Below are 13,290 nucleotides of genomic sequence, written 5' to 3'. Positions count from 1 at the left end.
CGCTTAATCGCCACCTGCATACCCCAGGCTGGCGGGCGCCCAGGCTTTTGCCGAACCGGGGTTTTTGCGTAAAATATCCGGCTTTTCGTCACACACCTCGCGGATTTCAAGCGCCATGGGCACTCTTACGGTCAACCAGAACAAACTGCAGAAACGCCTTCGCCGTCTGGCGGGGGAAGCGGTCGCCGATTTCAACATGATCGAAGACGGTGACAAGGTCATGGTTTGCCTGTCCGGCGGCAAGGACAGCTACACCATGCTTGATGTGTTGCTGCACCTGCAGAAGGTCGCGCCGATCAAGTTCGAGATCGTCGCCGTGAACATGGACCAGAAGCAGCCAGGGTTTCCCGAGCATGTGCTGCCGGCGTACCTCAAGGAATTGGGGATCGAATACCACATCGTCGAGAAGGACACGTACTCGGTGGTCAAGGAGCTGATCCCGGAAGGCAAGACCACCTGTTCACTGTGCTCGCGCCTGCGTCGCGGCACCCTGTACACCTTTGCCGACGAGATCGGGGCGACCAAGATGGCCCTTGGTCATCATCGCGATGACATCGTCGAAACCTTCTTCCTCAATATGTTCTACAACGGCTCGCTCAAGGCCATGCCGCCCAAGCTGCGTGCCGATGACGGGCGCAATGTGGTGATCCGTCCGCTGGCCTACTGCAACGAGAAGGACATCCAGGCCTATTCCGACTTCAAGCAGTTCCCGATCATCCCCTGCAACCTCTGCGGCTCTCAGGAAAATCTGCAGCGTCAGGTGGTCAAGGAGATGCTTCAGGAGTGGGAGCGCAAGACTCCGGGGCGCACCGAGAGTATTTTCCGCGGCCTACAGAATGTGATTCCGTCCCAATTGGCGGACCGCAACCTGTTCGACTTCAACAACCTGCGGATCGACGAAAGCGCGGCCTCGCGCTTCGTCAATGTGGTCAACCTCTAGGCCCTGACTCCGGCGCTGGAGGGGCTAGCAGCCCAGGCCAGGCATTGCCGGGGCCTGGCCCTGGGTTTGGCGGGGTTATCAGTGATTCACGGTGTAGGCCAGCATGGCTGACAGTTGGCACAGCGGGCGGCCGCTTTCCTGCTGCCACTGATTGAACACCTCTTGAACCAATGCCTGGTCGCGCTTGCTGCTGGGCACTTTGTCGACGATGTTCTGGGCGTTGAGGGCGGCCACCACGTCCCAGGTCGGGATGAAGGTGTCCTTGCCCACCATCCGCAGGAAGCGCGGCGCCGACAGACCGCCCATCTGGTTGCCGTGCTTGGCCAGGTACTGCCACAACCCGACGATATCGTCGCTCGGCCAGTCAGCGATGAACTGGCCGAAGCTACCGTGCTGTTTTTCCACATCGAGAATCATCTGCGCATTGCGCGGCACGCTCTTGAGCTTGCCCAGATGGCGGATGATGCGCGTGTCCTGCATCAGTCGCTCTAGGTGCTCGGCACCCATTAACACCACCTTTTCCGGGTCGAAGCCAAAGAACACTTCTTCGAAGGCCGGCCATTTGGCGTCCACCAGGCTGTGTTTCAAGCCTGCGCGAAACACCCGCAGGGCGAGGGTCGACAGGTAGCGATCAGCGCTTAGCGAGCGCAGGAACTCGGGGCTGGCCGGGCTCGGCAAGTGATCTTCCAGGGCCGCTTTGGAGCCGAAGCGGTTAAGACAGTATTCATTCAACCATTTGTAATCGTGCATGCCTGCTCCGAGAAAAGTCGTGGGTATCAGGGCGTCTGCCTGCCAGGCGGCAGCGGCGGTCAGCCCGGTGGCTGGCCGCGTCGCGACTCACGCCGGGCTGGCTGCGCCTTCGCCGGCCAGCTTGCGGTTGAGCTGGAAACGCCAGCGCACATACAGCAGGGCCGAGCAGAACAGCGCCAGGCTGGCGAGCATCTCCAGCAGGCCGAACAGATGACGGTTCGGGTCGTACGCGGCCAGGGCGCCCTTGATGAAGTACAGATTGACCACGAAACACATCCAGGAGTGCCCGCGGGCGCTGCCGGTCAGCATGCCGGGGGCCATCAACAGCAGGGGCACCAGCTCGACCAGCAGGATCACCCAGGGACGGGCGCCGTGCAGGTCGGCGACCCACAGGTAGTAGCCGGCCAGCAGGCCGATCAGGGTGAAGAAGCAGACCAGGCTCAGCACCCGGGCGATACGCACCCGGGGTTCCAGCCATTCCACCGTCGGCAGGACTTTCGGCTTCTTAGCCACGCTTGCTCTCCAGTAGCCCGGCGGTTTTGGCCAGGCGCAGACCCAGTGCCCGGCACAGGGCTATTTCATGTTCGTCCAGGGGGCTCTTGCCGTCGGCACCGGCATGGTGGCTGGCACCGTAGGGTGTGCCGCCGCCACGGGTGTCCAATAGGGCCGATTCACTGTAGGGCAGGCCGGTGATCAGCATGCCGTGGTGCAGCAGCGGCAGGATCATCGACAGCAGGGTGCTTTCCTGGCCGCCGTGCAGGCTGGCGGTGGAGGTGAACACGCCGGCGGGCTTGCCCACCAGGGCGCCCGTCAGCCACAGGTTGCTGGTGCCGTCGAGGAAGTACTTGAGTGGCGCCGCCATGTTGCCGAAACGGGTCGGGCTGCCCAGGGCCAGGCCCGAGCAGTGCTTGAGATCGTCGAGGCTGGCGTACAGTGCGCCGGCTTCGGGGATGCTCGGCGCCACGGCTTCGCACTCGCTGGAAATCGCCGGCACGGTGCGCAGGCGGGCCTCCATGCCACCTTGCTCGATGCCCCGGGCAATCTGCCGGGCCATCTCGTTGGTCGAGCCATTGCGGCTGTAATACAGCACCAGGATGTAGGGCGCGCTCACGGCAGGATCTCCAGCACGTTCTCCGGCGGCCGGCCGATGATGGCCTTGTCTGCAGTTTCGAGGATCGGCCGCTCCATGAGTTTTGGATGCTCGGCGATGGCGGCGATCAACTGGCTTTCACTGAGCTCGGTATCGGCCAGGTTCAGGGCCTTGTACTCGTCTTCGCCGCTGCGCAGCAGTTGCCGGGCGCTGATCCCGAGCTTGGCCAGCAGGCGTTGCAATTGCTCGGCATCCAGCGGGGTTTCCAGGTAACGGACCACGGTCGGGGCCAGGCCACGTTGCTCCAAAAGCTCCAGGGCGGCACGGGATTTCGAGCAACGCGGGTTGTGATAAAGCGTCAGATCGGTCATGAGCGGGTCGCATCTTGCGTAAGGTGGCGGCTATTCTACCTGCGCGGCGGGCCCTGCTGAACCGTGGGAGGCGATGGGTCGCAGCCGCAATAAGTTTCAGATCATTTTTCAGACAAGGAACAGCGCATGACAAGGCAACTGGCGGCGGCACTGGCGATTTTCGGCACCTTGCTGCTGAGCGGCTGCGGCAACGATTACGGGGTCGACCAGCATGGCCAGAAGGTCTCGGCCGAGCGCGTGGACAAGCATTGGCTGGTGCTCAACTACTGGGCGGAGTGGTGCGGCCCGTGCCGGACCGAGATTCCCGAGCTCAATGCCCTGAGCGAACAGCTCAAGGGGCAGCCGGTTACGGTGCTGGGGGTCAATTTCGATAATGTGCAGGGCGAGGAATTGAAAAGCGTCAGTGAAAAACTGGGCATCAAATTCACCGTACTGGCCCAGGACCCTGCGGAACACTTCGAGCTGCCGCGCAGTGAAGCGCTACCCGTGACCTTCATCATTGATGACAAGGGCAAGGTGCGTGAGCAGTTGATGGGTGAGCAGACGGCCGCCGGAGTGACTGCCAAGCTGCAGGCGCTGCGTAGCGCCCAATGACCTTTCGCCGTCAGCCGCCCTGGGTGAATCCCTGGGGTGGCTGACGGCGAATGTTCTTCAACCTTCTTCGAGCCACCAGCGCAGCGGCTTGCCTTCGGCTGGCCAGAAACGCAGTTGGTCGATCGGCGAGATGTCCCAGCGTTGCACCCCTTGCAGGGCTTGCAGGAACCGCCGCTCTTGCTCCATCAGGGCCGGGGCGCACAGTTTGCGGGTGCTGCCGACCTTGCCGAAGCTGAGGCTGTCGCCGTCCAGGTTGTACGGTGCGAACCAATGATTGCAGCCGCCATTGCCATAGGCGCGGCCATCGGCGCCCAGGGTGATGGTCAGGTGGCTGTTGTCGATCAAGGGCCGTGCGCCGATCCACTCCAGCACATAGCTGCGGTCCTGTTGCGGCTTGACCGGCTCGGCGGCACAGCCGAAAAGGCTGAGGCCTAGGGCCGTGGCGAGTAACAGGCGTTTCATGAGGCCGCTCGCTGGCATTTCGGGCAGCGATGGTGTTCACCTTCGCTGGCCCAGCCCAACTCGGCGATTCGCGCGCTGGCGGCCGGTTTCTGGGCCTTGTTGCCAAGCTTGGCGTCCACCGCGAACTCGAAGTTCAGTTGGGCTTCGCAGCTGTTGCAGTTGACTTGCCACTGGTGAATCGCCAGTTCGCCAAATACCGGGCCGCGAGCCACGGCCACCCATTGCCCCACCGGGTTGATCAGGTGGCGCACCGTTTCCACGGTCAGGCGCATGGACAGGTCCTTGCTGCCCTTGAGGGTGACGATCAGCACGTCGTCGTTGCGGATCGAGCCGCCGTTGCCGGTGACTTGATAGCGGCCCGGTACCAGGGCGCGGCATTCAATAAGGGTGTGTTGCGGGTTCATCAGGCTGTAGCGGAAATCGTGTTCGACCATGGGTCCTCCAAATCTGCGGCGTATGCTAGCACGCGCCTCCGTGCCTAAGGTTGCAGCCAGGCGACCTTCGATCAGCCCGGCGCGGCAGGCTCAGCCATGCACCAGGTTCTGCGCCTGGCCCGCGGCCCAGGCGGCGATGTTGTGCAGGGTGGTCTCGGCAATGGCGGCCAGGGCCTCACGAGTCAGGAAGGCCTGGTGCGCGGTGATGATCACATTGGGAAAGGTCAGCAGGCGGGCCAGCACATCGTCCTGCAACGGCAGGTCGGAGCGGTCCTCGAAAAACAGCTGGGCCTCTTCTTCATAGACGTCCAGGCCCAGGTAGCCCAATTGACCGTCCTTCAGGGCGTCGATCAGCGCCGGGGTGTCCACCAGGCCGCCGCGTCCGGTATTGATCAGCATCGCCCCGGGTTGCATGTGGGCCAGGCTCTGGCGGTTGATCAGGTGCTTGTTGTCGGCGGTGAGGGGGCAATGCAGGCTGATGATCTGCGATTGCGCCAACAGCTCCGGCAGCTCCAGGTAGCGGGCGCCGAGGGCCTGGACTTCAGGGTTAGGGTAGGGATCGTAGGCCAGCAACTGGCAGCCGAAGCCGGCCATGATCCTGGCGAAGGTGGCGCCGATCTGCCCGGTGCCGACGATGCCCACGGTTTTGCCCACCAGGTCGAAACCGGTCAGCCCATGCAGGGTGAAATCGCCCTCGCGGGTGCGGTTGTAGGCGCGGTGCAGGCGTCGGTTCAAGGCCAGGATCAGGGCCACGGCGTGTTCGGCCACCGCGTGGGGCGAGTAAGCCGGCACCCTGACCACACTCAGCCCCAGGCGTTTGGCGGCCAGCAAGTCGACGTGGTTGTAGCCGGCCGAGCGCAGGGCGATCAGGCGGGTTCCGCCGGCCGCGAGTTGTTCCAGTACCGGGGCACTTAAATCATCATTGATAAAGGCGCAGACCACTTCATGGCGCTCGGCCAGGGCGACCGTGTCCAGGCTCAGGCGCGCGTCTTGAAACTGCAAGACGATGCCCGGCGGTTGCTCGGCCGCGAGAAAGCTGTCGCGGTCATAGGTCTGGCTGCTGAAGAGGATCGTGCGCATGTGTTCATCCTTGTCACGTGAGGGGGCCACAGCATGCCGGTGCCCGGTTGCACCGGCATTGCCATGGGTCATCAGGCGTTGATCCGGGCCTCGCTCGCCAGGCGCTGGATGGCCTTGTCCAGCTCATCCAGGGCTGCTGGGGCCTTGATGTCTTCTTGCTTGAGCAAGGTCTCGCTGCGCTGGCAGGCGGCGCGCAATTGCGGTACGCCACAGTAGCGCGTGGCCCCGTGCAGGCGGTGCACGCGTTCGATCAGGGCATTGTGGTTGCCGGTGCTGCGGGCGTTGCGAATGGCTTCGCGGTCGGCCTCCAGCGAGGCCAGCAACATGGCCAGCATGTCCGCCGCCAGATCGGCCTTGCCGGCCGCCAAGCGCAAGCCTTCCTCGGGGTCCAGCACCAGCAGTTCGGAACCGCTGCCGTGGAATTCGCTGGTGCGCTCCGGGCCCTGGTTGCGCAGGGCCAGGCCGGTCCACTTCAGTACTACCTGGGCCAGTTGCCGCTCACTGATGGGTTTGGTCAGGTAGTCATCCATGCCGCTTTGCAACAGGGCGCGTTTCTCGTTGGCCATGGCGTGGGCGGTGAGGGCGACGATAGGCAACGGAGTGCCGTGGCGCTCGCTTTCCCACTGGCGGATCGCCTCGGTACTCTGGCGACCGTCCATGCCCGGCATCTGCACGTCCATCATCACCAGGTCGAAAGATTCGGTCTGGATCGCCTTGAGTGCGGCATAGCCGCTGTCCACCGCCAGCACCTTGGCCCCCATGTCTTCCAGCAGGGTCTGCACCAGCAGCAGGTTGGCCGGGTTGTCATCGACGCACAGCACTCGCGGGGCGCGGCTGGACAGGGGCTCACCCGGCTCGTTGCGCACCTGGCGCGGGATCACCAGATCGGAGAGGGCGCGTCGCAGTTTGCGGGTGCAGGCGGGCTTGGCCTGCAACTGGCTGTGGGGGTTGGGCACCGTCAACTGGAACAGCGTTTGCTCAGTGGTTGGGCACAGCACCAGGACTTTGCAGCCCAGGTGTTCCAGGTCCCAGATGTGCTGGCTCAGGCGCTCGGGCGGCATGTCGTTGCTGGTGATGCCCAGCACCGCCAGGTCGATGGCCTGATCGGTCTGATGCACCCCGGTGATGCCATTGGCCAGGGCTTCCAGGGTGTTGAACGGGATGACGTCCAGGCCGCAGTCTTCCAGCTGGTGTTGCAGCGCCTGGCGGGCCAGTTCGTGATTCTCCAGGACCGCCACTCGACGTCCCAGCAGCGGCGGGGCGGGCAGGTCTTCGGCATCGTCGCGGGTTTTGGGCAGGCTGAGGCTGATCCAGAATTCGGAGCCTTCGCCCGGGGTGCTGTCGACGCCGATCTCGCCACCCATCTGTTCGATCAGACGCTTGGAAATCACCAGGCCCAGGCCAGTGCCGCCGGGTTGGCGCGACAGGGAATTGTCGGCCTGGCTGAAGGCCTGGAACAGGGCGCGCACGTCCTGGCTGGACAAACCGATGCCGGTGTCCTGGATGCTGATGCGCAGTTGCACGCTGTCCTCATGCTCTTCTTCGAGCATGGCGCGGGCGACGATGGTGCCTTCGCGGGTGAACTTGATGGCGTTGCTCACCAGGTTGGTAAGGATCTGCCGCAGGCGCAGCGGGTCGCCCACCAGGGACAGCGGCGTATCGCGGTAGACCAGGCTCACCAGTTCCAGCTGCTTGGCGTGGGCGGCCGGTGCGAGGATGGTCAGGGTGTCTTGCAACAGGTCCCGTAGGTTGAAGGGGATGCTGTCGAGCACCAGCTTGCCGGCTTCGATTTTCGAGAAATCGAGGATTTCGTTGATGATCCCCAGCAGGTTGTCGGCGGACTTTTCGATGGTGCCCAGGTAATCCAGCTGGCGTGGGGTCAATTCACTTTTCTGCAACAGGTGGGTGAAGCCCAGGATGCCGTTGAGCGGAGTGCGGATTTCATGGCTCATGTTGGCCAGGAATTCCGACTTGATGCGGCTGGCCTCCAGGGCCTCCTTGCGCGCCAGGTCCAGTTCGATGTTCTGGATCTCAATGGTTTCCAGGTTCTGGCGCACGTCTTCCGTGGCCTGGTCGATGCTGTGCTGCAATTCTTCCTGGGCGTTTTGCAGGGTGCTGGCCATGCGGTTGATGCCGGACGCCAACTCGTCGAGCACCTGGCTGCCCAGGGGCGGCAGGCGGGTTTGCAGGTTGCCGTCCTTGAGTTGGGCCACCGCCTGGCTGATTTTATTCAGCGGGTCGTTGATGGTGCGGCCCATGCGCAGGGCCAGCAGCGCGGTGCAGGCCAGCCCGGCGATGATCAGCAGCAGGCTGGCAAACAGGCTGCGGTACCCGCGCAGCAGCATGCCGCTGTGGGACAACTCCAGTTCCACCCAGCCCAGCAGGCGATCGGCTTCATCGGGAATCAGCTCGCCGGCCAGGTTGCGGTGCCGGCCGAATACCGGCAGCAGGTAACGGGTCGCATCGCTGCCAGTGCGCTGCATCATGTGGTTGCCGTTACCCAGCGGTGGCTGATTGAGCATGCTCGGGCCGGCATGGGCCAGGAGCGTGCGATCGGCGGCGAGAAAAGACACGGCGCGCACGTCCTGCTGTTCCAGGGACTGAGTGGCGATGCGCTCCAGCACGTCGGCATTTTTGTTACCCATGGCCGGGGCCACCAGGGGCGCCAGTTGTTCGGCAATCATTTCACCGCGTTGCAGAAGTTGGGTTTGCAGGTCCGAGAGCTGCATCCAGGTGAAGTAGCCACCCAGCACCACGGCCATCAGGCTGGTTGGCAGCAAGGTCAGCAACAGCACGCGGCCTTTAATCCCCAGTTTCTTAAGCACCCAACTCTCCCGCTACCACAGTGTTTTCAAAGGATTGGCAGGCTTCGCATCCTGCGCCACCTGCGCAGTGTAGCGATTTGCGGGGGCGTGATCCCGGCAAATTGATCCGGGGTGGCCGCTACCGGCGGGCGGTTTGTCCGGGTGCGACCCCGGCACCGGTTGATCGCTTTCGGGCAATCACGAATAATCGCGTAATTGAGAATGACTTGCAGAAGCTAATGACACCCGTACCTATTGGTCAGCCCCGTATCCTGGCGATTGAAGATGATCTGGTGCTCGGCGCCTACGTGCACGAGCAATTGGTTCACTGTGGTTTTGACGTGACTTGGTGCCAGAACGGCCAGGAAGGCCTGGGGCTGGCCCGCCGTGAAGCGTTCGACGTGGTGTTGATGGACATCCTGCTGCCAGGCATGAACGGCTTGGCGGTGCTCACCCATTTGCGCCAGAGCCATTCCACCCCCGTGTTGCTGATGTCGGCCCTGGGCGCGGAGGCCGATCGCATCAGCGGCTTTCGCCTGGGCGCCGACGACTACCTGCCCAAGCCCTTCAGCATGGCCGAGTTGCGGGTGCGTATCGAAGCCATTCTGCGGCGCGTGGCCCTGGATCGTCGGCCCATGCCGCTGCCGTTGCCCATTCATGCGCAAAGCCTCCGTTTTGACGATGAGCTGTGCGACGTGTACTTCGCCGAACAGTGGGCCGGGCTGACCCGCAGCGAATACCGTCTGCTGGAAACCCTGCACCGCAGCAGCGAAGAGGTGCTCAGCAAAGCCTTCCTTTATCAGCATGTGCTGCAGCGCGGTTATGCGCCCCACGACCGCAGCCTGGACATGCACGTCAGCCAGATTCGTCGCAAGCTCAAGGCGGTCGGCTATGCCGAGCGTGAAGTGCGCACAGTCTGGGGCAAGGGTTATGTGCTGAGTGCCGTCGATGAAATGCTCTGATTTGCCCGGCAGGCATTCGCTGTTCTGGAAGCTGGCGTTTCTCTTGGTGGGCTTTTGCCTGCTGATGATCTGGCTGAGCTGGTCCTGGGGACGTTATGTGGAGCAGCGCAACCTCTACCTCTCCGATGATGCCCATCGCACCCTGAACCGTTACGCGCAAGCGGCGGAGCAAGCCTGGAATCGCAGTGGCCGTGACGGCGTCGACGCCTGGCTGCAGCGCATGAGCCAGCGGGAAAGCACCTGGATCGGCGTCATCGGCGGCGACCTGCAGTCCCTGGGTAATCAGCCGCTGCGCTGGCAGGACGTGCAGCGCCTGACCTTCTTGCGGGGCATCGATTGGCCGGTGAGTCGGCACACCCGCGGTTTGCCCTGGCTGAAAATCCCCTTCCCCGATGACCCGTCCGCGGGCAGCCTGGTGATCGAACTGCCCCAGCGTTTTATGCCTGGGCGTTATCGGGTGTTTTGGCAGGCCATCACCAACGGAGTGATTCCCGGGGTCTTTACCCTGTTGCTGTGCGTGGGCCTCTACCGTCTGCTGGTGGTGCCTCTCAATCAACTGCGTGAGCAGGCCAACGCCTGGCGGGCCGAGCAGTTGACGGCACGCGTGTCCCATCAAACCACTCAGCGCAAGGATGAACTGGGCGAACTGGGGCGGGCCTTCGACCAGATGTCCGAGCGCCTGCAAAGCACGGTGCTGGTGCAGCAGCAGTTGTTGCGCGACCTGTCCCATGAATTGCGCACGCCCCTGAGCCGCCTACGGGTGGCCTGCGATGGCGAACAGAGCCTGCCGGCCTTGCGTGAGCGCCTGGGGCGTGAGGTGGATGGCATGCAGCGCCTGGTGGAAGACAGCCTGCAACTGGCCTGGCTGGACACCGAGCGTGCGCCGCTGGCCGAAGAACGGATCCAGGTCCAGGCCCTGTGGGAAATGCTCAGCGAGAACGCCTGCTTTGAAAGCGGCTGGTCGCCGGGGCAACTGAGCTGTGAACTGGACGCGTCCTGCTGGGTGCGCGGCCACCTGAATACCCTGGCCCAGGCCTTGGAAAATATCCTGCGCAACGCCATTCGCCATTCACCGCCGGGGGGCGTGGTCAGCCTGGGCGGTTGCCGGGACGGCCAATACTGGAACCTGTGGCTGGATGACCAAGGGCCGGGGGTGGCCGAGGAAGAGTTGGAGCGAATCTTCGCTCCCTTTACCCGCCTGGATGGCTCGCGCCCGGGCAATGGCGGTTTCGGTCTGGGCCTGAGCATTGCGCGCAATGCGGTGCAGCGCCAGGGTGGGTATCTGTGGGCCGAGAACACCGGCCATGGGCTGCGCCTGCACATGCGCCTGCTTGCCGCTGATGCCTAGGCGCAGGCTTATTAGTGAGAGGTTTTTTGCTTATATCTTTCAGCGATAAGTCCCGCACTTTGCGTGATATGGCCGTCGCACGTTTGCCGGTATGATAGGCGCCCCCGCAGTCTGGATTGCGAATACGCCATGACCTTGCAGTACCCCACCATCGCCGATTGCGTCGGCAACACTCCGCTGGTTCGTTTACAGCGCCTGCCCGGCGCCACCAGCAACACCCTGCTGCTCAAGCTCGAGGGTAATAACCCGGCGGGTTCGGTCAAAGACCGTCCGGCACTGTCGATGATTACCCGCGCCGAGTTGCGTGGGCAGATCCAGGCGGGCGACACCCTGATTGAAGCGACCTCGGGCAACACCGGCATCGCCCTGGCCATGGCTGCGGCGATCAAGGGTTACAAAATGATCCTGATCATGCCTGACAACTCCAGTGCCGAGCGCAAGGCGGCCATGACTGCTTATGGCGCCGAGCTGATCCTGGTCAGCCAGGAAGAGGGCATGGAAGGGGCCCGGGACCTGGCCGAGCGCATGCAGGCCGAAGGTCGCGGCAAGGTGCTCGACCAGTTCGCCAATGGCGATAATCCGGAAGCCCACTACACCGGTACCGGCCCGGAAATCTGGCGCCAGACTCAAGGTGGCATCACCCACTTCATCAGCTCCATGGGCACCACCGGCACCATCATGGGCACCTCGCGCTACCTGAAAGAACAGAACCCCGAGGTGCAGATCGTCGGTCTGCAACCCATGGAAGGTTCGGCCATCCCCGGCATCCGCCGCTGGCCCGAGGAATACCTGCCGAAAATCTATCAGGCCAGCCGCGTCGATCGCATTGTCGATATGGCCCAGAGCGAAGCCGAAGACGTGACCCGGCGCCTGGCCCGTGAAGAAGGCATCTTCTGCGGCGTCTCTTCGGGCGGTGCGGTGGCGGCCATGTTGCGCCTGTCCCGCGAGCTGGAAAACGCAGTCATGGTGGCGATCATCTGCGACCGTGGCGATCGTTACCTGTCGACCGGCATTTTCGATGCGCCCAACTGATGGCTAAGCACGAGAGAGGCCTGCGCTTCCAGCCTTCGGGCGGTAGCCGGGCCCCGCAGATCCCCGTCGGTAAAAAACAGCGCCTGAGCATTGAGCGTCTGGCCAACGATGGGCGCGGCATTGCCTTCCTGGAAGGCCGTACCTGGTTCGTCACCGGCGCCCTGGCGGGTGAAGAGGTCGAAGCCCGAGTGCTGGGTGCCCATGCCAAGGTGGTGGAAGCCCGCGCCGAACGGATCTTCAGTGCCAGTGATTTGCGGCGCCCCGCGCCCTGTGCCCACGCCGGCCGCTGTGGTGGCTGCAGCGTGCAGCACCTGCCCCACGACGAACAGCTTGCCCTGAAACAGCGCATGCTCGCCGAGCAATTGTCGCGGGTGGCCGGGGTTGAACCCGAGGAGTGGGCGGCGCCTTTGAGCGGCCCCGAGTTCGGTTATCGACGGCGCGCCCGCGTAGCCGTGTGGTGGGACGCCAAGGGCAAGAAGCTTGAGGTGGGATTCCGTGCCGCCAGCAGCCAGGACATCATCGCCATCGACGACTGCCCGGTGCTGGTACAGGCATTGCAACCGATCATGAGCCGTTTGCCGGCCATGCTGCGACGCCTGAGCAAACCTCAGGCCCTGGGGCATGTGGAGCTGTTCAGCGGTTCGGCGATTGCCGTGCTGTTGCGGCACATGGCCCCGTTGTCCGAGGCGGACCTGACCATCCTCAAGGAATTCTGTGCCTTTCATGAGGCCCAGCTGTGGTTGCACGGTGAAGGTGAGCCGCAACCGGTGGACCCGAGCCAGCCCCTGGGCTATCGCCTGGAGTCCTGGAACCTGCAACTGGCCTATCGGCCGGGGGATTTCGTGCAGGTCAATGCCGGGGTCAATGAAGCCATGGTCGCCCAGGCCCTGAACTGGCTGGCGCCTCAGGCGTATGAGCGGGTACTGGATCTGTTTTGCGGGCTGGGCAACTTTGCCCTGCCCCTGGCCCAGGCTGTGCAGCATGTGGTGGCGGTGGAAGGCGTGGCAACCATGGTGGCCCGTGCTGCAGACAATGCGGCTAGTAATAATTTGCATAACACGCAGTTTTTTCAGGCCGATTTATCCCAGCCCCTGGGGGCTGCCGAATGGGCCAGCGAGGGCTTTTCTGCGGTACTCTTGGACCCACCCCGCGACGGTGCTTTCGAGGTGGTTCGCCAGCTTGCGAGCCTCGGCGCCAAGCGGTTGGTTTATGTGTCATGCAACCCTGCAACTTTGGCGCGTGACACGGTCGAATTGGTCAAACAGGGCTATCGGTTAAAACGTGCCGGGATCCTCGATATGTTTCCTCAGACGGCGCATGTCGAAGCCATGGCGTTATTTGAAGCAAGCTAGGATGGCTTGTCTAATCCGACTGGCCCGCCAGGCAACGTTCGTAGGCCCTGCGAGCAGGCACTGGCAACGAA

General features: G+C 63.3%; 14 protein-coding genes. 6 read left to right on the top strand and 8 right to left on the bottom strand.

Annotated elements, in window-relative coordinates; genetic code table 11:
* Positions 1-115 precede the first annotated feature (115 nt).
* Positions 116-940 carry a tRNA 2-thiocytidine(32) synthetase TtcA gene (gene ttcA / locus M1B35_RS08125; protein WP_123328416.1) on the top strand — a complete coding sequence of 275 codons (825 nt, stop codon included), beginning with the start codon at positions 116-118 and terminating at the stop codon, positions 938-940.
* Positions 941-1,018: 78 nt separating this feature from the next.
* Here the strand turns inward: ttcA and M1B35_RS08120 are convergent, their stop codons facing one another.
* From M1B35_RS08120 to arsC, 4 genes are all read right to left on the bottom strand, one after another.
* Positions 1,019-1,690 carry a DNA-3-methyladenine glycosylase I gene (locus M1B35_RS08120; RefSeq protein WP_123328415.1) on the bottom strand — a complete coding sequence of 224 codons (672 nt, stop codon included), beginning with the start codon at positions 1,688-1,690 and terminating at the stop codon, positions 1,019-1,021.
* 87 nt (positions 1,691-1,777) lie between these two features.
* Positions 1,778-2,203: a DUF2069 domain-containing protein gene (locus tag M1B35_RS08115; protein WP_123328414.1), complete on the bottom strand. Its 426-nt coding sequence runs from the start codon at positions 2,201-2,203 to the stop codon at positions 1,778-1,780.
* Complete coding sequence (wrbA, locus tag M1B35_RS08110) at positions 2,196-2,801, bottom strand: NAD(P)H:quinone oxidoreductase (protein ID WP_123328413.1); 606 nt, start codon at positions 2,799-2,801, stop codon at positions 2,196-2,198. The genes M1B35_RS08115 and wrbA overlap by 8 nt, the downstream gene beginning before the upstream one ends.
* Positions 2,798-3,151 carry an arsenate reductase (glutaredoxin) gene (arsC, locus tag M1B35_RS08105; protein ID WP_123328412.1) on the bottom strand — a complete coding sequence of 118 codons (354 nt, stop codon included), beginning with the start codon at positions 3,149-3,151 and terminating at the stop codon, positions 2,798-2,800. The genes wrbA and arsC overlap by 4 nt, the downstream gene beginning before the upstream one ends.
* Positions 3,152-3,277: 126 nt before the next feature.
* Between arsC and M1B35_RS08100 the strand changes: the two genes are divergently transcribed.
* A complete protein-coding gene (locus tag M1B35_RS08100; protein ID WP_268261658.1) occupies positions 3,278-3,745 on the top strand; it encodes a TlpA disulfide reductase family protein in 468 nt (155 codons plus the stop codon).
* Positions 3,746-3,802: 57 nt separating this feature from the next.
* Here the strand turns inward: M1B35_RS08100 and M1B35_RS08095 are convergent, their stop codons facing one another.
* The 4 genes from M1B35_RS08095 to M1B35_RS08080 form a co-directional block, all read right to left on the bottom strand.
* A complete protein-coding gene (locus M1B35_RS08095) occupies positions 3,803-4,207 on the bottom strand; it encodes an META domain-containing protein (protein WP_268261657.1) in 405 nt (134 codons plus the stop codon).
* Positions 4,204-4,641 carry a hypothetical protein gene (locus M1B35_RS08090; protein ID WP_268261656.1) on the bottom strand — a complete coding sequence of 146 codons (438 nt, stop codon included), beginning with the start codon at positions 4,639-4,641 and terminating at the stop codon, positions 4,204-4,206. Before M1B35_RS08090 ends, M1B35_RS08095 begins: the two co-directional genes overlap by 4 nt.
* A gap of 90 nt (positions 4,642-4,731) precedes the next feature.
* Positions 4,732-5,721: a 2-hydroxyacid dehydrogenase gene (locus tag M1B35_RS08085; protein WP_268261655.1), complete on the bottom strand. Its 990-nt coding sequence runs from the start codon at positions 5,719-5,721 to the stop codon at positions 4,732-4,734.
* 71 nt (positions 5,722-5,792) lie between these two features.
* Positions 5,793-8,546 carry a response regulator gene (locus tag M1B35_RS08080; RefSeq protein WP_268261654.1) on the bottom strand — a complete coding sequence of 918 codons (2,754 nt, stop codon included), beginning with the start codon at positions 8,544-8,546 and terminating at the stop codon, positions 5,793-5,795.
* Between the two features lie 218 nt (positions 8,547-8,764).
* Between M1B35_RS08080 and M1B35_RS08075 the strand changes: the two genes are divergently transcribed.
* From M1B35_RS08075 to rlmD, 4 genes are all read left to right on the top strand, one after another.
* A complete protein-coding gene (locus M1B35_RS08075; protein WP_268261653.1) occupies positions 8,765-9,487 on the top strand; it encodes a response regulator transcription factor in 723 nt (240 codons plus the stop codon).
* A complete protein-coding gene (locus M1B35_RS08070; protein WP_123328405.1) occupies positions 9,474-10,835 on the top strand; it encodes a sensor histidine kinase in 1,362 nt (453 codons plus the stop codon). Before M1B35_RS08075 ends, M1B35_RS08070 begins: the two co-directional genes overlap by 14 nt.
* A gap of 129 nt (positions 10,836-10,964) precedes the next feature.
* Positions 10,965-11,867 (top strand): cysteine synthase CysM, encoded by a 903-nt coding sequence (cysM, locus tag M1B35_RS08065; RefSeq protein ID WP_123328404.1) that lies wholly within the window; start codon positions 10,965-10,967, stop codon positions 11,865-11,867.
* Entirely contained in the window at positions 11,867-13,219 is a 1,353-nt protein-coding gene (gene rlmD / locus M1B35_RS08060; protein ID WP_268261652.1) for a 23S rRNA (uracil(1939)-C(5))-methyltransferase RlmD, read from the top strand. The genes cysM and rlmD overlap by 1 nt, the downstream gene beginning before the upstream one ends.
* Positions 13,220-13,290: the final 71 nt, after the last annotated feature.

It is taken from the genome of Pseudomonas morbosilactucae (genome assembly GCF_023241665.1).
GTDB classification, from domain to species: Bacteria; Pseudomonadota; Gammaproteobacteria; order Pseudomonadales; family Pseudomonadaceae; genus Aquipseudomonas; species Aquipseudomonas morbosilactucae.
Note: the sequence above shows the minus strand (reverse complement) of the source record. Positions and strands in the feature narration are given on the sequence as shown.